Origin of the sequence: Marinobacter sp. R17 (genome assembly GCF_003789045.1) — a bacterium.
Taxonomy (GTDB): domain Bacteria; phylum Pseudomonadota; class Gammaproteobacteria; order Pseudomonadales; family Oleiphilaceae; genus Marinobacter_A; species Marinobacter_A mangrovi.
On the sequence record NZ_RHGZ01000001.1, the window covers coordinates 81,858 to 104,068 of the forward strand.

Annotated in this window: 23 protein-coding genes; 7 read left to right on the forward strand and 16 right to left on the reverse strand. The window is 62.3% G+C overall.

What is annotated here, in order from left to right:
• Positions 1-53: 53 nt before the first annotated feature.
• From EB809_RS00385 to bioB, 7 genes are read right to left on the reverse strand one after another with little or no spacing between them, the layout of a single operon-like run.
• Positions 54-710: a putative metalloprotease CJM1_0395 family protein gene (locus EB809_RS00385; protein ID WP_123632590.1), complete on the reverse strand. Its 657-nt coding sequence runs from the start codon at positions 708-710 to the stop codon at positions 54-56.
• A gap of 25 nt (positions 711-735) precedes the next feature.
• Complete coding sequence (locus tag EB809_RS00390) at positions 736-984, reverse strand: flagellar basal body rod C-terminal domain-containing protein (protein ID WP_123633017.1); 249 nt, start codon at positions 982-984, stop codon at positions 736-738.
• 48 nt (positions 985-1,032) lie between these two features.
• Positions 1,033-1,725: a dethiobiotin synthase gene (gene bioD / locus EB809_RS00395; protein ID WP_123632591.1), complete on the reverse strand. Its 693-nt coding sequence runs from the start codon at positions 1,723-1,725 to the stop codon at positions 1,033-1,035.
• A gap of 15 nt (positions 1,726-1,740) precedes the next feature.
• Positions 1,741-2,580, reverse strand: coding sequence for a malonyl-ACP O-methyltransferase BioC (gene bioC / locus EB809_RS00400; protein ID WP_123632592.1), 840 nt, complete (start codon positions 2,578-2,580; stop codon positions 1,741-1,743).
• Complete coding sequence (locus EB809_RS00405) at positions 2,552-3,289, reverse strand: alpha/beta fold hydrolase (RefSeq protein ID WP_190294790.1); 738 nt, start codon at positions 3,287-3,289, stop codon at positions 2,552-2,554. The genes bioC and EB809_RS00405 overlap by 29 nt, the downstream gene beginning before the upstream one ends.
• Positions 3,286-4,455: an 8-amino-7-oxononanoate synthase gene (bioF, locus tag EB809_RS00410; protein ID WP_123632594.1), complete on the reverse strand. Its 1,170-nt coding sequence runs from the start codon at positions 4,453-4,455 to the stop codon at positions 3,286-3,288. Before bioF ends, EB809_RS00405 begins: the two co-directional genes overlap by 4 nt.
• A gap of 8 nt (positions 4,456-4,463) precedes the next feature.
• Positions 4,464-5,531 (reverse strand): biotin synthase BioB, encoded by a 1,068-nt coding sequence (bioB, locus tag EB809_RS00415; RefSeq protein ID WP_411711034.1) that lies wholly within the window; start codon positions 5,529-5,531, stop codon positions 4,464-4,466.
• A 69-nt stretch (positions 5,532-5,600) separates the two neighbouring features.
• On the opposite strand from bioB, the gene EB809_RS00420 reads away from it, so the two are divergent.
• Positions 5,601-6,353 carry a ComF family protein gene (locus EB809_RS00420; protein WP_123632596.1) on the forward strand — a complete coding sequence of 251 codons (753 nt, stop codon included), beginning with the start codon at positions 5,601-5,603 and terminating at the stop codon, positions 6,351-6,353.
• On the opposite strand, the gene EB809_RS00425 is transcribed toward EB809_RS00420, so the two are convergent.
• Entirely contained in the window at positions 6,346-7,452 is a 1,107-nt protein-coding gene (locus EB809_RS00425; RefSeq protein ID WP_123632597.1) for an NAD(P)/FAD-dependent oxidoreductase, read from the reverse strand. The genes EB809_RS00420 and EB809_RS00425 overlap by 8 nt on opposite strands.
• A gap of 120 nt (positions 7,453-7,572) precedes the next feature.
• On the opposite strand from EB809_RS00425, the gene EB809_RS00430 reads away from it, so the two are divergent.
• From EB809_RS00430 to cmoB, 6 genes are all read left to right on the forward strand, one after another.
• Positions 7,573-8,514 carry a DMT family transporter gene (locus tag EB809_RS00430; RefSeq protein WP_123632598.1) on the forward strand — a complete coding sequence of 314 codons (942 nt, stop codon included), beginning with the start codon at positions 7,573-7,575 and terminating at the stop codon, positions 8,512-8,514.
• Between the two features lie 103 nt (positions 8,515-8,617).
• A complete protein-coding gene (locus EB809_RS00435) occupies positions 8,618-9,040 on the forward strand; it encodes a hypothetical protein (RefSeq protein ID WP_123632599.1) in 423 nt (140 codons plus the stop codon).
• A gap of 83 nt (positions 9,041-9,123) precedes the next feature.
• Complete coding sequence (locus EB809_RS00440) at positions 9,124-10,137, forward strand: serine/threonine protein kinase (RefSeq protein ID WP_123632600.1); 1,014 nt, start codon at positions 9,124-9,126, stop codon at positions 10,135-10,137.
• 1 nt (position 10,138) lies between these two features.
• Positions 10,139-10,534, forward strand: a complete 396-nt coding sequence (locus EB809_RS00445) for a kinase (protein ID WP_123632601.1) — start codon at positions 10,139-10,141, stop codon at positions 10,532-10,534.
• Positions 10,518-11,288: a carboxy-S-adenosyl-L-methionine synthase CmoA gene (gene cmoA / locus EB809_RS00450; RefSeq protein WP_123632602.1), complete on the forward strand. Its 771-nt coding sequence runs from the start codon at positions 10,518-10,520 to the stop codon at positions 11,286-11,288. The genes EB809_RS00445 and cmoA overlap by 17 nt, the downstream gene beginning before the upstream one ends.
• Before the next feature lie 21 nt (positions 11,289-11,309).
• Positions 11,310-12,296 (forward strand): tRNA 5-methoxyuridine(34)/uridine 5-oxyacetic acid(34) synthase CmoB, encoded by a 987-nt coding sequence (gene cmoB, locus EB809_RS00455; protein ID WP_123632603.1) that lies wholly within the window; start codon positions 11,310-11,312, stop codon positions 12,294-12,296.
• A gap of 81 nt (positions 12,297-12,377) precedes the next feature.
• On the opposite strand, the gene EB809_RS00460 is transcribed toward cmoB, so the two are convergent.
• From EB809_RS00460 to mutL, 8 genes are all read right to left on the reverse strand, one after another.
• The gene (locus EB809_RS00460) at positions 12,378-13,676 is read right to left on the reverse strand and encodes an adenylosuccinate synthase (RefSeq protein ID WP_123632604.1); all 1,299 of its coding nucleotides are present in this window, start codon (positions 13,674-13,676) and stop codon (positions 12,378-12,380) included.
• Positions 13,677-13,714: 38 nt separating this feature from the next.
• Entirely contained in the window at positions 13,715-14,902 is a 1,188-nt protein-coding gene (locus tag EB809_RS00465) for an ATP phosphoribosyltransferase regulatory subunit (RefSeq protein ID WP_123632605.1), read from the reverse strand.
• 238 nt (positions 14,903-15,140) lie between these two features.
• Entirely contained in the window at positions 15,141-16,025 is an 885-nt protein-coding gene (hflC, locus tag EB809_RS00470) for a protease modulator HflC (protein WP_123632606.1), read from the reverse strand.
• Between the two features lie 2 nt (positions 16,026-16,027).
• The gene (gene hflK / locus EB809_RS00475; protein ID WP_123632607.1) at positions 16,028-17,218 is read right to left on the reverse strand and encodes an FtsH protease activity modulator HflK; all 1,191 of its coding nucleotides are present in this window, start codon (positions 17,216-17,218) and stop codon (positions 16,028-16,030) included.
• A 175-nt stretch (positions 17,219-17,393) separates the two neighbouring features.
• Positions 17,394-18,689 (reverse strand): ribosome rescue GTPase HflX, encoded by a 1,296-nt coding sequence (hflX, locus tag EB809_RS00480; protein WP_123632608.1) that lies wholly within the window; start codon positions 18,687-18,689, stop codon positions 17,394-17,396.
• A gap of 141 nt (positions 18,690-18,830) precedes the next feature.
• The gene (gene hfq, locus EB809_RS00485) at positions 18,831-19,079 is read right to left on the reverse strand and encodes an RNA chaperone Hfq (protein WP_123632609.1); all 249 of its coding nucleotides are present in this window, start codon (positions 19,077-19,079) and stop codon (positions 18,831-18,833) included.
• Between the two features lie 179 nt (positions 19,080-19,258).
• Entirely contained in the window at positions 19,259-20,263 is a 1,005-nt protein-coding gene (gene miaA / locus EB809_RS00490; RefSeq protein WP_123632610.1) for a tRNA (adenosine(37)-N6)-dimethylallyltransferase MiaA, read from the reverse strand.
• A 2-nt stretch (positions 20,264-20,265) separates the two neighbouring features.
• Positions 20,266-22,155, reverse strand: coding sequence for a DNA mismatch repair endonuclease MutL (gene mutL / locus EB809_RS00495; RefSeq protein WP_123632611.1), 1,890 nt, complete (start codon positions 22,153-22,155; stop codon positions 20,266-20,268).
• Positions 22,156-22,211 lie beyond the last annotated feature (56 nt).

Here is a 22,211-nt window from a genome sequence, read left to right on the forward strand (position 1 = left end):
TATCATGCCTTGGAGAGTGCCTCTGCCGGGGCGGCAGGCCTTACAGGGAGGGATCAGGCAGTTGCCTGGAATGCCGTAGCTGGCTCGTCCGATTCGAGGCCGGTCAGCCCTTCGACACGGCGATAGGTGGCCCCGGCGGCATGGCTGGCAGACGCCGGAGTGTCACCCTCCTCCGCGCCCGCTGATGACGTTGCGCGACCGCTTTCCTCCGCCCTTTCGACCTGGGCCTGCAGCAGGATCTGCATGGCCTGCGCCGCTACCTGCCGATCCTGGGACGACGGCTGTGCCGGCGCCAGAGCCGCCGCTCGGACGGTGCGCATCTTATCGATCGTTGCCTGGGGGTTACCGGATACCGGTGAGATATCGATCGGGACTTCACCCTCGGTCGCGTACTGGGCGCCATCGGGACCACGGGTGTAGGTAAAGCTGGCGGCGCCGGCGTGTTGGCCCCCGGCGGACTGGTGTGCCGACTCGTGCGCGCGCACTTCCCGGTCGCGCGACTTCAGGTCACGCAGTTCAGCCAGATCTGAATCATCAAGCGATGCATCCGATTCTGCACCCTGGGCGCGGGCTTTAATGGCTTCGGTGGGAGAATCCGCCTTGGCGGGACTGGCATCCGCCGTATTCGACGGCGCGCCAGAGCGTTGTCCGGACGCCGACGATGTGGCGTAAGGAAGCGATGTTCCAATAGACCCGAGAGAAACGGTCACCGCAGGGCTCCATCAGCTATGCGGATCAGGCCATGACGTCGAGCAACGACCCAAGCGTCTCGTCGGCGGTTTTCACCACCTGCGCAGAGGCCTCGACGTTGCGTGCATACAGCTTCATATCGACGATGGGTTCAATCAGATCGTTACTGCTTTCGGCGCTGCCCTGGGGGCCATCCGTACCGGCACGGGCGATTTTTCGGGCGGATGCTTCCATCCCCGCCATGCCGTCCTGGACGCCCTGAACACCGATCGCGAAACTGTTGTTACTGATCATCATGGTGACCACCTATTGAACCATGACTGCATTGAAGCAGAGCGCTGTTCAATTATCAATCAACGGTTTCAAATCGATACAATTTGTCAGCGCCTCGATATCCAGCGTTTCCTGCCACGGCAGATCACCCAGCATAGGTGCGGGCAAATGCTGGCGCAGATAGGCCAGATTCTCCGCTTCAACCGGCATCGGCTCCGGCGCCAGGCGGTTGGCAACCCAACCCGCCACGGGCAGTCCGTCGGCACGAATCGCTTCGGCCGTGAGCAGTGCATGGTTAATGCAGCCCAGCTGCAGTGGCACGACCATGATCACCGGCGTGTTCAGCTCCTGGGCCACCCGGGAATAGGTTTCCCGATCGTTCAACGGCACTCGCCAGCCTCCGGCACCCTCCACCAGCATGACATCCGCCGGCCGCATCTGCATGCCGCGACAGAGGCCAACGAGACGCTGTGCGGTAACCTGACGCCCCGCCTGCACCGCCGCGATATGGGGCGCGATGGCCGGCTCCAGCGCCACCGGGTTGATCTGATCGTAGGGCAGCTCCTCCGTCATGGCCGCCTGGAGCGCCAGGGCGTCCTCGTTACGCAATCCCTCGGGCGTCACCTCGCAGCCGGACGCCACGGGCTTAATCGCCACGGTACGCAGCCCGGCTTTTGCCGCTGCGCGCAGCAGAACGGCGGATACCAGTGTTTTTCCCACACCGGTATCGGTGCCGGTCACAAAGAAAGTTCGTTTGGCCATGGTCTGGTCTGAATCCTATACAGCAGCGCCTGACGGTCGACGGGCGATCAGGTAACCAGCTTCATAGCTGGCGGCCACACTCCCGCCGTCTTGACGCGGATAACAGTGGTAAAGTTGCTTGAGACGGCGCGCACCGGTCAGCGAGCGCCGTCTGTTTGGCGCCTTGTGATAGGCACCGAGGTCCTTGAGTTCCCGCAACAAGTCAGCCGGGTGGCAATAGTCCAGAACAATGCGCTCCTGCCGGACCTCACCACCGCCGAAGACGCGCGCCAGCGCATCGTGCATCGTTGCAGGTGATTCAAATTCATTAATGTGGGATTGTCCGGGATCCACCGCCTGCCAGGCCCGGTCCAGTTCACGCAGGGTGCCGTCCAGCAGTGTGGAACACACCAGCCAGCCGCCGGGCCGCAGGATTCGGAACGCCTCTCTGAGTACCGGCTCCGGATCGTCGCACCACTGGATCATCAGGTTGGAAAACACCACATCCTGACTCGCATCCGCCAGCGGAATGGCTTCGGCATCCGCCGCCAGCCAGCGTGCCGACACCGCCCGATGGGCACGGGCATAATCCAGCATATCCGGAGACAGATCGATGGCGTTCAGCCCCTCCGGTTGCAGCTTTCGTTGCAACGGCTCCAGAAAGAGCCCGGTGCCGCAGCCCAGGTCTGTCACCTCGTCGGCTCGATCAGCCGGCAATAACCCCAGCAGGCGTTGCCCCATGTGGCGTTGCAGGCGGGCCGCCCGGTCGTAACTGGCCGCGGCCGCGCCAAAATCCCGGGCAATGCTCGCCCGGGTGCCACGACGTGAAACCGTGGACGCGTCGAGATCAGGCCGCCTGGCCAGCGCGGTATTCATTCAGACAGTCCTCGATTGCCCGACGGACTTGCGTTGCCGCGTCGCCGAAGGGCCAGTGAAAAAGATGCTCCAGCAGCCGGACAGGTCGCCCTTGCGACTGCAACAAGGCGGCGCAGGCCGGATCGACCAGCGGGTCACGGCGGCCAAACAGGTGCACCGTCGGCGCGGCTACTTCGGCCCATTCCTGCCGCTGATCCACCTCGGCCAGCCACGCCAGACTGTGGGTCAATACGGCGTTGCTGGCCGGTGGCCCGGACGCCAACCAGGGGTCCAGTGCCTGCCGTCCCGCCGGCACCCCATGAACCTGTAACAACATGAATCGCTGCCATTGGCGGGCAGCCTGACGCTCAAGCCCCTGCCGAAATCCGGCGAAGGTGTCTGGCGCCATACCGGTATCACCCGCCTCGCGGGCGACAAAACAGGGGTGGGTGCACAGGGTGATCACGCCGGCGACCCGCTCTGGCGCGCGATGGGCGACCGCCATGGCCAACAGACCGCCCAGCGACCAGCCCACCAGCCATGTGCGATCACCGATGCGGTCGAGAAGGGCATCGGCGGCGGCATCGAACGAAGGAACCCCGGCAAGGAGCGAGTCATCAAGGGAAAGCGCCGTCACCTCGCTCGCCAAGCCATCGACAAGCGGCCGAATCATATCGACCGGCGCGCCCCAGCCGCTGATCAGCGTCAGCCGGTCGACAGGTACCGTCATGCGGCCGTGCCGGAGAGCGTTTCCCGGCATTCGGACAGCGCCTGCAACAACCGGTCGAGGTGCGCTTCCGTGTGCGCCGCGCTGAAGGTCACCCGCAGCCGGGCTTCGCCTTCGGGCACCGTCGGCGGGCGTATGGCGGTGACCCAGATGCCCCGGGTTTCCAGCGCCTGGCTCAGGGCCAGCGCCGACCACGCATCGCCCAGCAGTATGGGCTGGATCGGGGTATCTGAGGGCATCAACGTATACCCCATGGCGCTCGCTTCCCGACGGAACCGGGCGATCAGTCGCGCCAGGTGATCACGGCGATCATCGCCCTGCTCCAACAACGTTACGCTGGTGCAGGTGGCCCTTGCTATGGCCGGCGGCATGGCGGTGGTGTAGATGTAGGTACGGGCTTTCTGGACCAGGTAGTCCATCATCAATTGCGACCCGGCGACAAAGGCGCCACTGGTTCCAAATGCCTTGCCCAGCGTGCCAATGACGATGGGCACGTCCTCCGCACTCAATCCGAAATGATCGACGCTGCCTCGGCCCCCGGTTCCGATACATCCGAAGCCATGGGCATCGTCCACCACCAGCAGCGCATCGTGACGCCGACAAGCCGCAGCGATCTCCGGCAGCGGCGCGACATCGCCATCCATACTGAAGACGCCATCGGTCACCACCAGCTTGTGGCCGTCGGTTTCCGCCAACATCGCCTCCAGTGACTCAACCTCAGCGTGGGGATAACGACGGACCCGGGCCCGACTGAGGATGCAGCCGTCAATCAGCGAGGCGTGGTTCAATCGATCTGAAAAGATGGTGTCGCCACGCCCGGCCAGGGCGCTGATGACGCCCATATTCGCCATGTAACCGGTGGAGAAGAACAGCGCCGCCTCGCGATCGGTGAAACGGGCCAGCGTCTCTTCCAGTTCATGATGCGCGCTGTGATGACCGCAGATCAGGTGGGAGGCACCGCCACCCAGTCCGGTGTCCAGCAGCGCCTCACGGGCCGCCGAGACGCTGTCGGGATGGTTGGCCAGCCCCAGATAGTCATTGCTGCAGAACGACAGCACGGACCGCCCGTCAACCACCATCTCCGGTTGCTGCGGCGTCTGTACCTCACGGCGCCAGCGATAGAGACCATCGGCCTGGCGCCGTTCCAGTTCGGCCCGAAAATCACGCACGGGTCACCTCAAGCGGTCTGACGATCGGTGGCGTCGTAGAACAGGTGGCGGTTACGTTCTTTTTCCATCGCATCCACCAGACCGGCTTCGCGCTCTTCGTCCGTGTGGGCGTCGCCGCGCTGCTCGGGACGAATACCCAGACGCTTGAACAGTTGCCGATCGTGATCCGCTTCCGGGTTGGTGGTGGTGAGCAGCTTCTCACCGTAGAAGATGGAGTTGGCACCGGCCAGGAAGCACAGCGCCTGCATCTGGTCGTTCATGTTCTCGCGACCGGCCGACAGGCGTACGTGGGATTCCGGCATGACGATCCGGGCCACCGCGATGGTGCGCACGAATTCGAACGGATCCAGGTCGTCGACGTCTTCCAGCGGTGTGCCGGCCACCTTGACCAGCATGTTGATGGGGACACTTTCCGGGTGGTGCGGCAGATTGGCCAGCTGCATGATCAGGCCGGCCCGGTCGTCTTCATCCTCACCCATCCCCATGATGCCCCCACAACAGACTTTCATGCCGGCCTTGCGCACGTTGTCCAGGGTATCCAGACGGTCCTGGTAGGTCCGCGTGGTGATGATGTGGTTGTAGTATTTCTCGGAGGTATCGAGGTTATGGTTGTAATAGTCCAGCCCCGCTTCGGCCAGTTGGTCGGCCTCGCTCTGCTGGAGCATGCCCAGGGTCATACAGGTTTCCAGACCCAGGGATTTCACCTGCCGCACCATGTCCAGGACGTAGGGCATGTCCTTCTTGGATGGACTGCGCCAGGCCGCACCCATGCAGAACCGGGACGCGCCCTTGTCTTTTGCGGCGCGCGCCTCGGCCACCACCTTTTCGATTTCCAGCAGCTTTTCCTTTTCCAGCCCGGTGTTGTAGTGACCGCTCTGCGGGCAGTATTTACAGTCCTCGGGACAGGCACCGGTCTTGATGGAGAGCAGCGTGCTGACCTGCACCTCGTTGGGATCGAAGTGCTCCCGGTGTACGCTTTGCGCCTTGAAGACGAGGTCGTTGAACGGCAGATCGAAAAGCGCGCGGATCTCGTCCAATGTCCAGTCGTGGCGGATCGGTGATGCTGTCATGGGAATCGGTCCTGTATGGTTCTCATCAGGGCCAGGCTGGGCCCGCCCTTTATTTTCTGTTCAAGGATTGAACGCATGATAAATTGCCTGACCACGCTGTCAACCTTCATACAACGAAAGGTTAACAACTGGCCGCGTCCCGGACATCCCTGCATCACCTGCCTCGCAACCACCCGCGAGCCGGGCCTGTGCACGGATTGCGCCGCCGACCTGCCCCGCAATTCACTGGCCTGTCGACGCTGCGCGCTTCCGTTGGTTAACCCCGGCGTGCTGGTCGGTAGCGAGCTGTGCGGCCCCTGCCTGACCAGACCACCGGCCTTTGAGGCCACCGCGGCCCCCTGGCTCTACGGTTTCCCGGTCAACCAGTTGATCAGCGGATTCAAGTTTGGTGGGCATCGCACCTTCGGACGGCCACTGGCCGAGATGCTGGCGACGGAGTTGGTGCAGGCACAGGTCGATCGCCCGACCTGCCTGGTCCCGGTTCCCATGCATCGGCAACGTCTGCGGGAGCGGGGCTTTAATCAGGCTGAGGAAATCGCATTGTGGCTGTCGGACCGCTTGAAGATTCCGGTGCGCTCAGAACTGGTCCGGCGTCGGCGGGAGACCAGCGCCCAGTCCGGCCTGAACCGGCGCCAGCGGTTACAGAATCTGCGGGGCGCCTTCGAGGTCGGCACCGACCTCCCGGACCATGTCGCCATTGTCGACGATGTCATGACGACCGGCGCGACCGTGCAACAGATGGCCAGCGCCCTGCGGCGGGGCGGAGTCAATCGCGTGCAGGTCTGGGCGCTGGCCCGAACGCCTCAAATTCCGGAGCGTGCTATCTGAGACGGTCCGCAACCTGCCTGGCCAGAGCCAGGCAGGCGGTCAGTCCCGGGGATTCGATACCGAGAAGCTGCACCACGCACGCCAACCCGTGCTCGTATTCGTCCTGGACCCGAAAATCCTGGAAACCCGATCCCGGACCGGCCAGTTTGGGCCGGATACCGGCATAGGCCGGCTGCAGCCGCGCCGGATCCAGCGCCGGCCACCAACGGCGGATGGATTCAGCGAAGCGATCACGGCGGGCCGGATCAACCTGGTAATCGAGATGATCGATCCACTCCACATCCGGTCCGAAGCGTGCCTGTCCTGCCAGATCCAACGTCAGGTGAATGCCCAGCCCGCCGGGCTCTGGGACCGGATAAACCAGCGTGTCGAACGGATGGCGCCCCGAGTAACTGAAATAGCAACCGCGGGCAAACCAGGCCTGCGGCCGAACCGACGCCGGGTACCCCTCCCAACGGTCCAACAGCGCAATGGCGCCCAACCCTGCAGCATTGACCACCCTGGGGGCCACCAACTCGCAGGGTGAATCCCCGCCGACCCGCACCCGATGCGCACCGTCACTGATGACCGAAACCGCCGGCGCCCGGCAGATGACATAACCACCAGCGGCCTCCAGATCACCCAACAGGGACAGCATCAGCGCGTGGCTATCGACGATCCCCGTAGTTGGGGAAAACAGGCCATCGGCGGCGGACACGTCCGGCAACGCCTGCCTGAGCCTCTCGCCTGTTCCCCGCTGCAACGGCACACCACAGGCGCTGGCTCGCATTTCGATGTCCACCAGCACGTCGGTCTGTTGCGGATCGGTGGCAATAATCCACTTCCCCGTGCGACGACAGGGAACCCGGCGCTCCTCGCAATAGCGGTACAGGGCCTGTTTGCCGTCGATGCACAGCCGGGCCTTCAGGGAATCCGGCGGATAGTAGAGACCGGCGTGAATCACTTCACTGTTGCGCGATGAGGTCCCCTCGCCCCAGTGATCGCCCGCCTCCAGCACCACGACGCTCTGGCCGGCCAGCGCCAGTTCACGGGCAACAGCCAGGCCGACCACACCCGCGCCAATGACGACCGCATCCACGGAAAACTGTTCTACGCTCATCGAATCGGCCGATCCTCTTAAGTCTGTTTGCGTGGCGTCCATACAAGCATCGGCGCGCCCCCCTGACAATGCTACTATGCGCCGTTACCTTTCATCGGATGAGAGATAGAGGGAGGGAATGTGAGCAACTCTGGACGGCAATGGGCCATGGCCGGCCTGGTGTTGACGACGCTGTTCTGGGCCGGTAACGCGCTGGTTGCCCGCGGTACGTCGGAGTCGATCCCTCCATTCGCGCTGTCGTTCTGGCGCTGGCTGATCCCGACAATCTACCTTGCACCGTTCACCTTCCGGGCCGTGCGGCGTTATCGCCCTATCCTTCGGGCGCACTGGAAACAGGTCATTGCCCTCGCCTTTTTCAGTGTCGGCGCCTACAACACCATTCTCTATCTGGCAGCCCAGAGCACCGGCGCGATTAACATCGCCCTGGTCAGCTCCACCATGCCGCTGATGATCGTGCTCTTTTCCGCCATCATCCTGCGAACGCTGCCCCATCATCGCCAACTGGCAGGGCTGATTCTCGCGTTCTGTGGCGTATTGACGATCCTGACCCGCGCCAACCTGGATACGCTTTTAAACGTGAACTTCAATCCCGGCGACCTGCTGATGATCCTGTCCATCAGCAGCTGGGCACTGTATTCGGTGCTGCTTAAGCGTTGGCCACTGGACATCCCGCTGTTCCCGCTACTCTGCATTCTGATTACGCTGGGGACGCCGATGATCCTGCCGTTCTACCTGTGGGAACTGCACAACGAAGGCGGGTTTGTCCTCAACGTGGGCAACATGTCCGCCCTGCTCTACGTGGGTACCTTGCCCAGCGTCGCCGCGTATTTCCTGTGGAACAACGGCGTGCGCACACTGGGCCCGGGCATGGCCGGGCTGTTCGCCTATCTGATCCCGGTTTTTGCGGCGCTGATCGCCGTGCCCGTGCTGGGCGAGTCGATCGAAGGCTATCATGCTGTCGGCGGCCTGTTGGTTTTGGCGGGACTATTGGCAGCATCCCGTCGCCCCAAGTCGGAAATCGTCGCGGATCGACTGACCCGATCGCAGGAAGGCGATAGGTAGGATAATCACACACAACAGGCGGCCAAGCCGGTATACTCTGGGATGAATCCATCCGGCGGACGTGCCGACGCCAATGGATGTGCAGGCAAGGAGTGCAGTACAGATGTCGGATCGTAAGCAGTTCCTGATCGTGATGCTGGTCGCGGCCGTCTTTATCGGATGGCTGAGTTGGCGCGGTATCGAAGTGATCTCATTGAATAACCATTTGCAGGATGACCCGAAACTGAGCAGCTATCCCTATCAGTTCCGGGTGCTCCGGGTTGAAGGCGATACGGCCATCATGTCGTCGCCCCGGTCTTACGAAGTCAGCACCCAGGATGCGCTGCGAACCCTGTTTCCCAGCATGCGTTCACTCAGTGACGACCACCGTGACTGGCAGCGGGCCGAACGCGAATTTGCGCACCTCCAGGCCCATGCCGGCAATCTGGTCCTTGCCGACGACCGTATCGACAAGATCCGCTGGGAACTGGATGAAAACTGGTATCACCTGAAGCGAATGGACCCCCGCGGCAAGCTGGCCTACTGAACGATCCGCACAGGCTCGAAGACCTGTGTGGCGGCCTGGCCTGTGGTATATTGCGACGCCATACTTCACGATCCGCCTGAACTATGTCTGACACCGGACTCGACACCACTGGACACCCCTACGATCACCTGACGCCCGACGTCCTGCTGGACGCCATGGAAGAGGCCGGCTTTCACATCAACGGCCGCATTTTCCCCCTGAACTCCTACGAGAACCGGGTCTACCAGGTGGGCATTGAAGACAGCCCGTCTGTCATCGCCAAGTTCTACCGCCCGGGCCGCTGGAGTCGGGAACAGATTGCCGAGGAACACGCCTTTTCGCTCGAGCTGGTTGATGCAGAGGTGCCCATCGTCGCACCTGTGAAACTCGCAAACGGCGATACCATCGGCGAACACAACGGCTTCTGGTTTGCGGTTTTCCCGCAGCGCGGCGGCCAGGCGCCGGACACCAGCGAGCCAGACATGCTCTGGCGTCTGGGGCAATGGCTGGGCCAATTGCACAACGTGGGCGCGCGGACGCCGTTCCAACACCGTCCAACGCTGGACCTGATGACGGGCCTGGAGAAGGAAGCCCGTTACCTGACGGACAGCGGCCTGATCCCCACCGACCTGCGACCGGCCTGGGACTCACTGGTTCCGGATCTGCTGACCCACGCCAGGCAGCGGGTGGAAGAGGCCGGCCCCGTCGATACCGTACGCCTGCATGGCGACTGTCATGCCGGTAACATTCTCGTGCGTGATGAGCAGATGCTGTTTGTGGATCTGGACGACTGCCGCCAGGGTCCCGCCATCCAGGATCTCTGGTTGCTGCTTAACGGCGACGAGACCGAGCGCTCCCTGCAGTTCAGTGAGCTCATGGAAGGCTATGAAACCTTCCGCGATTTCAATCGCCGCGAGCGCTACCTGATCGAGCCGCTGCGCTGTTACCGCCAGATCAGCCACGCCGCCTGGCTCGCGCGCCGCTGGAATGACCCGGCCTTCCCCAAATTCTTTCCCTGGTTCGCCCAGCCCCGATTCTGGTCCGACCAGGTGCTGGCCTTGAGAGAACAGCTTGCTGCGCTGCAGGCGCCGCCGATCAATCCGGGTGGGCCCTTCTGATATGGCACAAGACGAACGCCGCTACAGTGTCCGGGCCCTGATCATCGTCGCCCTTGTGGCCATCCTCGGTACGGTGCTGACACTGGAGACCGCCGGATTGATCAGCCACACCCGCGACAAGGACAAGGTGCAGGTCGGTGAATTCAGGGCAGTCTATGTCGGCCCCCGCGAAGACTATCGAATGTCGCCCAAGCCCTCTGAGCTCCATGCCGAGTGCTACGACGGCTACCTGGCTGTGGGCTCTGACACCGACATCACCCTCAAGGGCGTGCTGGTGGATTACAAGAACCGGGGCATCCGCTGCACGGTGGCGCCCCGACCACCCCAGGTTGCCCCTGAAGCAGCCACTCCGGAAGCATCTGACCACACAGGAGGCGACGATGGGCAAACCCAGTGATCCGAAATCCAGTGAGCCCCTGTTCGAGGCAGACCGCATCTACACCGACACGGCATCGGAGGGTGGCGATTTCCGCTTTGATGCGGCCGTGGCCCGGGTTTTCCCCGACATGATCCGACGCTCCGTGCCCGGTTATACCACCCTGATTCCGATGATCGGCATCATCACCGAGCGTTTCGCCCAGGACGGCACCTTCTGCTACGACCTGGGGTGCTCCCTGGGCGCATCGACACTGGCCATGCGCCATGGTGTCGGTGACCGTCAATGCAAGGTGATCGGCATCGACAACTCGCCGGATATGATCGAACGCGGCCATCATTTCATTGCGCTGGACGACCACCCCGCGCCCGTGGAGCTGCGTTGCGAGGATATCCTCGAAAGCCAGCTCGAGAACGCATCGGTGACGACCCTGAACTTCACGCTGCAGTTCATCGAACCGGATCAGCGTCCGGAGCTGTTGGGGCGGATCGCCCGGGCGACGCAGCCGGGTGGTGCCCTGATCCTGTCGGAGAAGATCCGCTTTGAGATGGACTGGGAGCAGACCCTGCAGACCGATCTCCACCACGATTTCAAGCGGGCCAATGGCTATTCGGACCTGGAGATCAGCCGCAAGCGCTCGGCCATCGAGCAGGTCCTGATCCCGGAAACCATCACCACCCACCGTGAACGCTTGCTGGACGCCGGCTTTGACCGCGTCACCCTGTGGTACCAGAACTTCAACTTCGTATCCCTGCTGGCCCTGAAACGGCCCTGAACCTGCCGGAGACCGTACCTCGTGTTCGACTGGAAACACCGTTACCAGCCCCTGCTCAGCGACCTGGAATCCAACGGTCAGGAGGAGTGGGCCGCCCAGATTGCCGACCAGCTGTACCGGCGTTTCGAATCCACCCCCCATGGTGATATGCAACGCTGGAACGCCGCACTATCGGAGTTACCGGTGCTGCACGAAGTGGAAGCGGATCTCAACGCCCCGGCCGTAACCCTGCGCACGCAAACGCCGCTAAACCCGACCCAGCAAAACGATCTGGAAACGGGACTGCGGGGCCTGATGCCCTGGCGCAAAGGCCCGTTCGATTTTTTCGGCACCCACATCGACACCGAATGGCACTCCGACTGGAAATGGGACCGCGTAGCCCCGTATATCAGCGACCTGGACGGCCGGCGCGTACTGGATGTGGGCTGTGGCTCGGGCTACCACATGTGGCGCATGGCGGGTGCCGGCGCCGAGGAAGTGATTGGCGTCGATCCGGGCCTGTTGTTCCTGATGCAGTTCTTCAGCGTCAAGGATTACATCAGTGAACCCCGGGTCCACATGCTGCCGGCGCGCCTGGAAGACCTGCCCCCCAAGCTGGCGTGCTTCGACACTACCTTCTCTATGGGCGTGCTGTACCACCGGCGTTCCCCGCTGGATCACCTGCTGGAGCTGCGGGACACCCTGCGTGACGGCGGTGAACTGGTTCTGGAGACGCTGGTGGTTGATGGCCCGGAAGGCTACAGCCTGATGCCCGAGGACCGCTACGGGATGATGCGCAATGTCTGGTTCCTGCCCAGCTGCGATACCTTGTTGCGCTGGCTCGATCGCACCGGCTTTAAAGACGCCCGGGTCGTCAACGTGTCCGTGACCACTACCGAGGAACAACGCTCGACCGACTGGATGCGATTCCAGTCCCTGCAGGACTTCCTGGATCCGGACGACCCGACCCGAACGGTCGAAGGCTATCCCGGCCCCAAACGGGCGACCCTGGTGGCCACCAAGGGCTGACCCCGATATCGCGCCCACAAAAAAGGCGAAGCGCTCGACGCTTCGCCTTTTTCATATCGATGGCCCGTTTACGGGCGACGCTCAGTTCTCGCCGAACGGATGCCGCATGACGATGGTTTCCACACGGTCCGGACCGGTGGAAATGATATCGATCGGGGCTTCGATCTGCTGCTCGAGGAAGCGGATATACGCCTTGGCGTTGTCCGGCAGCTGATCGAGGCTGGTCAGCCCCACCGTGCTCTCTTTCCAACCCGGCAGCTCTTCGTAAACCGGCTCGATGTCGGTGTAGTTGTCGCAGCCGATCGGCGGACGCTGGATCTCTCCGTTCGGCGTCTTGTAGCCGATGCAGACCTTGACCGTTTCCAGGCCGTCCAGCACGTCCAGCTTGGTCAGGCAGATACCGGATACGCTGTTGATCTGGATGGCGTGACGCAGGGCAACCGCATCGAACCAGCCACAACGGCGGGCACGGCCGGTGGTGGTGCCGAATTCGCGGCCTTTCTCAGCCAGATGCTTGCCAAAATCGTCGAACAGTTCGGTCGGGAACGGGCCGGAGCCGACACGGGTGGTGTAGGCCTTGGTAATGCCCAGCACGTAGTCCAGGAACAGCGGGCCAAAGCCGCTGCCGGTAGCGGTACCGCCGGCGGTGGTGTTGGACGATGTCACGTACGGATAGGTGCCGAGATCGATATCCAGCAGGGAACCCTGGGCGCCTTCAAACAGGATATGCTCGCCCTTCTTGCGCAGGTCGTGCAGGATATCGGTGACATCCGCCGCCATTGGCAGGATTTCCTTCGCCAGGCCCAGCAGGTCGGCCAGCGCCTGATCGACATCCACCGCTTCCTCACCGTAGTACTCGGTCAGCACGAAGTTGTGGAACTTCATGATCTCGCGCAGTTTGGTTTCGAAGCTGGCGGCATCGCACAGATCGCCGACGCGCAGGCCACGACGGGAGACCTTGTCCTCGTAGGCCGGACCGATACCGCGTCCGGTAGTGCCGATCTTGTCGTTACCGCGGGCCTTTTCCCGGGCCACGTCAATGCGGATGTGGGTCGGCAGGATCAGCGGACAGGCCAGGCTGACGCGCAGGCGGTCGCGTACCGCGACGCCACTCTCTTCCAGCTCGCGCATTTCCTTGAGCAGCGCTTCCATGGAAAGCACCACGCCGTTGCCGATCAGGCAGGTTACGTGTTCCCGAAGGATGCCGGAGGGAATCAGGTGCAGGGCCGTTTTCTTACCCTCAATCACCAACGTGTGGCCCGCATTGTGGCCGCCCTGGAAACGGGCAACCGCAGCCGCCTGATCCGTCAGCAGATCCACGATCTTACCCTTGCCTTCATCACCCCATTGGGTGCCGAGTACAACGACGTTCTTACCCATGATGTTCTCTCAGTACGCCCGTTTCGGGGCGGCCGCCCCTATCCGTTAAGTGACTCGACGACCCACTGGCCGTCCCGTTGAATCAGTTGCCGAGTACAGCCCCGCGCCTCTGGCGTCGCGCCGGAATCATCCGGCAGGGCCTGCAGTACCGTCTCGGTTTGACGCAGCGCCGCAATGGCGTCTGCCAGGGCCGGATCATCGCTGACCGGCGCCCAGATCATGTTGCGTCCCGGTACACCGGCGCGCTCACCCAGCGCCACCAGGGCCCGGACATCGGCGCTGAAGCCGGTTGCCGGCCGTGGCCGGCCAAAATCACGGCCGATGGCGTCGTAGCGCCCGCCCTGGGCCACGGCCTGACCGTGGCCCGGCGCATAGGCCGCAAACACTAGACCGGTGTGGTAGTTGTACCCGCGCAGCTCGCAGAAATCGAAGCCCAGATCCACATCCGGGAAGCTTTTCGATATGCTGCCGGCCACCCGGGAAAGCTCATCAAGCGCCTTCAAGGCCTGGCTAGAGGCGCCCTGCAGCACGTCACGCGCCTCATCCAGCACCTCGATACCGCCGCTCAGGCGCGCCAGGTTACGCAAGCGGCCAGCCGGCGTCGCGGCGGCACTGTCGCCTAACAGCTCATCAAGCTCGGGGATGGACTTGCGGCGCATGGCGTCGAAAATCGCCTGCTCGGTCTGTGCGTCAAAATCCGCTTCCGACATCAGCGACTGGTAGATGGCCACATGGGCCAGGTCCAGGTGAACACGGGGAATCCCGGCAATGCGCAGGGTTTCCAGCATCAGCCGGATCACTTCCTGGTCGGCCACCTCAGAGGCGCTGCCGAACAGCTCACAACCTGCCTGGATCGGTGTACGACCGGTCAGCATATGCTGGGGCCGGGTATGCAGGACATGCCCGGCGTAGCACAAGCGTGTCACGCTATCCTGACGAAGGGTATGAGCATCAATACGTGCCGCTTGCGGCGTCATATCGGCGCGCACCCCCATCATCCGCCCGGTCAGCTGATCGGTCAGCTTGAACGTTTGCAGGGCCAGATCATTACCGGTGCCGGTGAGCAGGGACTCGAGGTATTCGATCAGGGGCGGGATCACCAACTGGTAACCCCAGCGCTGGTAAATGTCCATGATATCGCGGCGCAGGGATTCGATTCTGCCAGCCAGGGGCGGCAGGATATCCTCCACACCATCAGGCAGTAACCAGCGGTCGGAAGCAGTCATGAGTCGCTAAAAATCCGTTCTTGGCGCCTGCCCTGAGGCAGACTTCAGAATTTAGAAGGTCCCGGTATGCCGCGCCCAACGGCCGGGCACCGGGATTTCCGGAGGCCCTCATCGGGCAAACGAAAAGGAACCACAAAACCCGGCAATTCTACACATTTGAGGGGCACAAAAAAACCGGAGCATGGCTCCATGCTCCGGTTTATTTTACCCGCCGTGCGGGCTGATCCCAATCGTGCCGTTACTGGCTCGCCTTGGCACCGCTCAGGTTTTCCATGTAGCGCATGAAATCGCTCTTGGAATCGATCACCATCATGTCGCTCTTGTCGGCGAAGGACTTCTCGTACGCCGTCAGGCTGCGATAGAAACGGTAGAACTCTTTATCGCCCTGATAGGCTTTGGCGTAGATCCGGGCAGCTTCACCATCACCTTCACCGCGGGTGGTTTCCGCCTTGGAATAGGCTTCAGCGAGCACCACCGTGCGCTGTCGGTCGGCGTCAGCGCGGATGCCTTCGGCCAATTCCTTACCGCGGGACCGGAATTCCTGGGCCAGCTTCTCGCGTTCGGTGCGCATCCGGCGATAAACGTTGTCACTGACCGACTGCGGCAGTTCAATCGCCTTGACCCGAATATCCATCACCTTGACGCCCAATTCCTTGATCAAGGTGTCATCAATCCGGCCGACGAGCTTTTCCATCAGCTCATCACGCTGACCAGACACCACTTCATGCATAGTGCGGATACCGAACTCGTCCCGAAGGCCGTTATCAACCCGTGAGGACACCAGCGAGATGGCGCGCAACTCGTCACCACCGGTGGCTCGGTAGAACTGATCAACATCCTGAATACGCCAGGCGATGTAGGAATCCACGTCAAGCGGCTTCTTCTCGATGGTCAGATACTGGCGAGTCGGCAGGTCATTGGTCATGACCCGCACATCGAACTGACGCACCTTATCAATGACCGGAACCTTGAAGTGGATGCCCGCCGGGATATCCGTCTTGATCAATTCGCCGAAGCGCAACAACACGCCCCGGTGGGTTTCTGGAATGATGTAAACACTGGATGACACTATCAGCACAACAATCAGTGCGCCGGCCAGTCCGAGAACAGCTTTAGGACTCATGATTAACGCCCCCTCCGCACACTTGAGCTGTTGTTACGCTGACGGATCTCGTCGAGCACCTGGTCCGTCAGTTTCTGGATGTCGGTGTTGGATCCGGAATAGTCCGACGTGGAACTGTCACTGGAACTGCTCTTGCTGCTCCCCGCCAGGCGATCAAGCGGCAGGTACATCAGGTTGTTGCTGCTTTCGGTGTCGACCAGGACCTTGCTGGTGCTGGAGAACACTTTCTGCATGGTATCCAGGTACATCCGGTCGCGGGTGACCACCGGTGCATCCTTGTATACGTTCAGCAGTTGAACAAAGCGGGCGGTTTCACCCTTGGCGCGTTCGGTCACTTCCTGCTTGTAGGCGTTCGCCTCTTCGATCAGGCGCTGGGCGCGACCGCGGGCTTCCGGCACCACCTTGTTGCGGTAGGTTTCCGCCTCTTCCACCAGACGCTGCTCGTCCTCCTTGGCCCGCTGCACTTCGCGGAACGCTTCCTGCACCTCGGAAGGCGGCTGGGTGCTCTCCACGTTCACCTTCACGATCTGCAAACCGGTGCCGTACTTCTCGAGGAAACTCTGCAGGCGCTGTTCGACGTTGATCGCCAGCGCGGCACGGCCTTCAGTCAACACTTCGTCCAGACCAGCACTGCCCACCTCGTGGCGCAGGGCGCTGTCGGTGGCAAAGGCCAGGGCCTGGTTGGAATCACGCACGTTCAGCACGTAATCACGGGCATTCTCCACCCGGTACTGAATCTGGAGATCAACGGACACCAGGTTTTCATCCTGGGTCAGCATCTGCCCTTCGGACTCGGCGGTCCGGACGTTGGTCACGCGGACCTTGGTGACGTCGTCAATGATGGGCACCTTGAAGCGCAGGCCCGGATTTTCAGTGGTGTGGTATTTACCAAAGCGCAGCACAACGGCGCGCTCCTGCTCATCCACCGTATAGAACGACTGGTAAATCACATAGCCGACAATCAGGATACCGAGGATGGCCAGGACGGCACCGAAGCCGCTGCTGCTGCCGTCGCCGCCGGAACCACCTCCGTTGCTGCCGCCTTTCTTGCCGCCAAGCAGCTTGTTCAGCTTGTCGAGACCCTTGCGCAGCGCCTCATCCAGATCGGGCGGCCCCTGATCATTGCCACGACGCCCCCCACTGCCCCAGGGATCGTTGTCGTTCCGGTTACCACCCGGTTCATTCCAGGCCATAGCTTTCTCCGTTCGCAAACTCATCGAATGGCTGCAAATACTAGGGATTAATGCGTCCCCGGGCAATACCAACCCGGCCCGAAAGCTCCGGGAACCAACCATTTGCAGACGTGGTCAGGCAGACATGACGTACTGTATCAGGCTTAAGCCCGTGACTCTCTGTTATACGACGGGATTATTCCGCGGATGCATAACGCACCTGATCCGGCCGGACACCGGCCCGACTCAGTAGCTGATGCCAGTCACGGGACTGGAGACGGGCTTCGACCTGGGCGTCGCCGTTGTCCAGGTATTCCTCGCTGACCACGCCGCCGGCTTCGTGCAGCAGGGCCCGCAATTTACCGTCATGCGGACCGAGCAGCAGCGACAGGCTCAGCACATCCTCGGCCAAACGCTCGACAATGGCGTCAAACAGCGTATCGATGCCTTCGCCGGTAACGGCCGACACCCACACGCGGACAGGCACGCCCTCTTCATTCCGATCGACCCGCGGCCGAAAGTCGTCGAGCAGGTCAATCTTGTTATAGACCTGCAACACCGGGACCTCGTCGGCACCGATTTCCAGCAGCACATCCTCGACCTGCTCGATGTTCTCATCCCGACGCTCGTCGGCGCAGTCAATGATGTGCAGCAGCAGGGACGCCTCCGTGGTCTCTTCCAGGGTGGCACGGAACGCTTCCACGAGTTTGTGCGGCAGGTGCCGGATGAAACCAACGGTATCGGCCAGCACCACCGGACCCACGTCCGGCAGCTCCAGGCGGCGCAGCGTCGGATCGAGGGTCGCGAACAGCTGGTCCGCGGCATAGACGTGTGCGGTGGTGATGCGGTTGAACAACGTGGATTTGCCCGCGTTGGTGTAACCGACCAGCGACACCGTCGGGATATCCACCCGCTTGCGGGCACGACGCCCCTGTTCCCGCTGACGGCGTACCTTGTCGAGACGCTTGTGGATGGCCTTGATGCGGGCACGGAGGAGCCGGCGGTCCGTCTCCAACTGGGTTTCACCCGGACCCCGAAGGCCGATACCGCCCTTCTGGCGCTCCAGGTGCGTCCAGCCCCGGACCAATCGGGTGGCCATATGATCCAGCTGCGCCAGTTCCACCTGCAGCTTGCCTTCGTGGGTCCGGGCGCGCTGGGCGAAGATATCGAGAATCACACCGGTGCGATCCAGCACCCGGCATTTCAGCTCCCGCTCCAGGTTTCGCTCCTGGCTGGGACTGAGGGCGTGGTTGAACAGGACCACATCCGCCTCACTGGCCTGGATCGCTGAGCGGATCTCGTCCAGCTTGCCTTCGCCAACGAACAGTCTCGGACTGGGCTGATTCCGGCTGCCGGTCACCGTCTCGACGGCATCCACGTCGGCCGAGCGAACCAGCTCGATAAATTCGCCGAGGTCTTCGGATTCGTTATGGGACGAAAACTCAAGGTGAACGACGACAGCGCGCTCACCGACATCAGGGCGCTCAAACAAAGAGAGAAAACTCCGGATATAACAATGGGATCCACCCATCGGAACGGATCGGACGATCAGTCCCGGCGGGCAGTAAACGATGCGGACTGGCGGTCGGCCCCATCATCAGAACCGACCGGTCAAACCGGCAGCACGTCAGGTTCAGGCTTCGCCCTCACCCTCGCCTGCACTCTGTTGAGGAATACGTACATTTCGGGCAGGCACAACCGTTGAAATGGCATGCTTGTATACCATCTGGCTTACTGTGTTCTTCAACAGGATCACGAACTGATCGAAAGACTCGATCTGTCCCTGCAACTTGATCCCATTGACCAGGAAGATGGACACCGGAATGCGCTCCTTGCGCAAGGCATTGAGGTAAGGGTCTTGTAACGAATGCCCTTTTGACATATCAGTTCTCCTGTTTTTTTAATCGCAGATCGTCTGGTAGAAGCGGAGTTCCGCTGCATTGACTGCTTGCAGGGATTCCAGTCAGGGAGGTTATGAGCACGCCTTTGGCCATCCCTGAACAATGAAACCGGCCACTCTTCAAGACCGGCATGTATAACCCGGGCCACAATAGCCCAGCGTTATGTAATCAATGTGGTGCGAGATTGGAGGATTTTCAAGGCGCGGGACAAAGAACCTGACGCCTCGCTGTCGATCCAGTGAAGGTCCGGCCACTTTCGCAACCAGGTGAGCTGGCGTTTGGCCAACTGCCGGGTTGCCGCAATCCCTTTCTCGACGAACGTTTCGTAATCCACATCGCCGTCCAGCCATGACCACGCCTGGCGATACCCGACACATCGTACCGACGGCAAACCGCTGTGCAGATCGCCGCGGGCACGCAGCGCCCGGACCTCGTCGATAAAACCCAGCTCCAGCATCTTCTGGAATCGGAGCCGAATGCGATCGTGCAGGACCGATCGGTTGCCCGGTGAAATCGATAGCTGGATAACATTATACGGCAGGTCCGGCGACGCGTCTGCCTGCCACTGGGTTAAATACGGGTAATCCACGTCACTTCCGGCACCGTCGCCGGCCCAGGCCTGGGAAATCGGGCGCCCCGACACCAGCACCACTTCCAGGGCCCGCAGCACACGCTGTCGATTGTTCGGGTGAATGGCGTCGGCGGCGACCGGGTCCAGCGCCTTGAGCTGCTCGTGAAGCGCCGGCCAGCCCTCACGCTCGGCCTTTGCTTCCAACTGGGCACGCAAGGCCTGATCGGCCGAGGGCAGATCCGCCATGCCGTGCAACAGGGCCTTGAAATACATCATCGTGCCGCCGACCAGCAGCGGAATCCGGCCCTGGCGACTGATCGCCTCCATCTCACGAAGCGCGTCCGCCCGAAAATCCGCAGCCGAATAGCGGTCCGCCGGATCACAGATGTCGATAAGACGGTGCGGGGCGAGGGAAAGTTCCTCAGCCGAGGGCTTGGCCGTGCCGATGTCCATCCCCCGGTAGATCATCGCCGAATCCACGCTGATGATGTCGCAGGGCAAGGCGTCGCAGAGCTCCAGGGCGAGATCCGTCTTACCGGCCGCCGTCGGGCCCATCAGGCAGATCGCGGCGGGCCGCTGGGTGTCAGCCGCCATGATCAGCGACCACGCAGGAACAGTTTGTCCAGCTCGCCCATCGTGACCAGGGTCCAGGTCGGACGACCGTGGTTGCACTGGCCACTGCGCTCGGTGGCTTCCATATCCCGCAACAGGGTATTCATCTCGGGAATGGTCAGTTGGCGGTTGGCCCGCACCGAGCCGTGGCAAGCCATGGTGCCCAACAGTTCGTTGGTGACAGCTTTCACCCGGTCGGACTGACCGTGTTCCATGAGGTCGGAGACCACATCGCGTACCAGCTGCTCGGTGTCTGCCCCCCGCAGCAGCGCAGGAATTTGCCGGACTACCAGGGTTTCCGGCCCCATCCGCTCGATTTGCAGGCCCAGCGACTGCAGCTCCTCAACGTGGCTCTCCGCAACGCCGGCTTCACGCTGGCTCACGGCCAGGGTCACAGGCACCAGCAGCGGCTGGCTTTTCAGATCCTGGGCATCCAGCGCCGTTTTCATGCGCTCGTAGGTGATCCGCTCATGAGCAGCGTGCATGTCGACCACAATCATACCCTGGCGGGTCTGGGCCAGTATGTAGATGCCATGCAACTGGGCGATGGCGTATCCCAGGGGCGGCTCCGCTTCGCTGTCCTGGGGCGGCGTCGGCATGGGCTGGGCAAAGCTCTGGGGCGCCTCAGCCACAGCGGTCGCCGGCGATGCTGCGGCTTCTGCCGTGCCCCCGCCGGCATTGAGCGACTGGTAGAACGCCATCTGGTCCTGCGCCTCCCAGGCCACCGGCTTCTGACCGCCATAGGCCTGGCCACCGGCGCTCGCGCCGTAGGGAGCACTGGCAACAGGCGCTGGCTGGCTATCCGGAGTCCCGCTATAACCGGCCTCCCGACTCAGCGACTGGGCCACGGCGCCGTGCATGTGATCCTGGGGCTTCACCTCGCCAAGAGCGCGATGCAGGGTGCGGAAGATAAAATCATGCACCAGTCGGCCATCCCGGAAACGCACCTCGTGCTTGGTGGGGTGAACGTTCACGTCCACATTAGCCGGGTCCAGCTCCAGATACAGCACGAACGCCGGATGCCGGTTGTTATACAGCACATCGCGGTAGGCCTGGCGCACGGCGTGGGCTACCAGACGATCGCGGATTACGCGATGGTTGACGAAGAAATACTGGAGATCCGCCTGACTGCGGGAGAAGGTCGGCAGCGCCACCCAGCCCCACAGGCGCAGCCCCGAGACCTCGGCATCGATGACCACGGCGTTGTCGATAAACTGCTGGCCACACAGGGCGCCGATCCGGCGCTCCTTGTCGAGCGGCGTCATGGCCGGCCGCAGGCTCTGGATGGCGCGTTGATTGTGACGCAGGGTAAAGCCGGTCTCGAAGCGGGCCAGAGCCTGGCGTCGCACGCACTCCTCAATGTGGCCGAATTCCGTCTTTTCCGTGCGCAGGAATTTACGCCGGGCCGGCGTATTGAAAAACAGATCCCGCACTTCAACGGTGGTGCCGACGGGATGAGCCGCCGGCGAGATACGAGCGTCCATATCACGCCCTTCAACCTCCACCCGGGCCGCCGCATCGTTGCCCTCGGTGCGGGACGTCAGGGAAAGGCGGGAAACGGAACTGATACTGGCCAGAGCCTCACCGCGAAAGCCGAGAGACGCCACCGCCTCGAGGTCATCCAGATCGACGATCTTGCTGGTGGCATGCCGACTCAATGCCAGCGGCAGGTCGGATTCGGCAATACCGGAGCCGGTATCCCGCACGCGGATCAGCTTGACGCCCCCCTGCTCGATGTCCACTTCGACCCGCTCGGCACCGGCGTCCAGCGCATTCTCGACAAGTTCCTTGACCACGGACGCCGGCCGTTCAACGACTTCACCGGCGGCGATCTGGTTGGCAAGGCGGGGGCTGAGCAGTCGGATCTCGGACATGGGGAACGGTGCGCCTCTCGATGAATTCCTGAGCGGCACATCATAGCAAAGACGGG

Coding starts and splice junctions, on each gene's coding strand:
- EB809_RS00420 (WP_123632596.1), top strand. CDS start 5,601: ATGATAAATTGCCTGACCACGCTGTCAACCTTCATACAACGAAAGGTT.
- EB809_RS00445 (WP_123632601.1), top strand. CDS start 10,139: ATGGCACAAGACGAACGCCGCTACAGTGTCCGGGCCCTGATCATCGTC.
- miaA (WP_123632610.1), bottom strand. CDS start 20,263: ATGGCGGCTGACACCCAGCGGCCCGCCGCGATCTGCCTGATGGGCCCG.
- EB809_RS00390 (WP_123633017.1), bottom strand. CDS start 984: ATGATCAGTAACAACAGTTTCGCGATCGGTGTTCAGGGCGTCCAGGAC.
- EB809_RS00440 (WP_123632600.1), top strand. CDS start 9,124: ATGTCTGACACCGGACTCGACACCACTGGACACCCCTACGATCACCTG.
- bioD (WP_123632591.1), bottom strand. CDS start 1,725: ATGGCCAAACGAACTTTCTTTGTGACCGGCACCGATACCGGTGTGGGA.
- EB809_RS00465 (WP_123632605.1), bottom strand. CDS start 14,902: ATGACTGCTTCCGACCGCTGGTTACTGCCTGATGGTGTGGAGGATATC.
- EB809_RS00405 (WP_190294790.1), bottom strand. CDS start 3,289: ATGACGGTACCTGTCGACCGGCTGACGCTGATCAGCGGCTGGGGCGCG.
- mutL (WP_123632611.1), bottom strand. CDS start 22,155: ATGTCCGAGATCCGACTGCTCAGCCCCCGCCTTGCCAACCAGATCGCC.
- cmoA (WP_123632602.1), top strand. CDS start 10,518: ATGGGCAAACCCAGTGATCCGAAATCCAGTGAGCCCCTGTTCGAGGCA.
- EB809_RS00460 (WP_123632604.1), bottom strand. CDS start 13,676: ATGGGTAAGAACGTCGTTGTACTCGGCACCCAATGGGGTGATGAAGGC.
- hfq (WP_123632609.1), bottom strand. CDS start 19,079: ATGTCAAAAGGGCATTCGTTACAAGACCCTTACCTCAATGCCTTGCGC.
- EB809_RS00435 (WP_123632599.1), top strand. CDS start 8,618: ATGTCGGATCGTAAGCAGTTCCTGATCGTGATGCTGGTCGCGGCCGTC.
- EB809_RS00425 (WP_123632597.1), bottom strand. CDS start 7,452: ATGAGCGTAGAACAGTTTTCCGTGGATGCGGTCGTCATTGGCGCGGGT.
- hflC (WP_123632606.1), bottom strand. CDS start 16,025: ATGAGTCCTAAAGCTGTTCTCGGACTGGCCGGCGCACTGATTGTTGTG.
- bioC (WP_123632592.1), bottom strand. CDS start 2,580: ATGAATACCGCGCTGGCCAGGCGGCCTGATCTCGACGCGTCCACGGTT.
- hflK (WP_123632607.1), bottom strand. CDS start 17,218: ATGGCCTGGAATGAACCGGGTGGTAACCGGAACGACAACGATCCCTGG.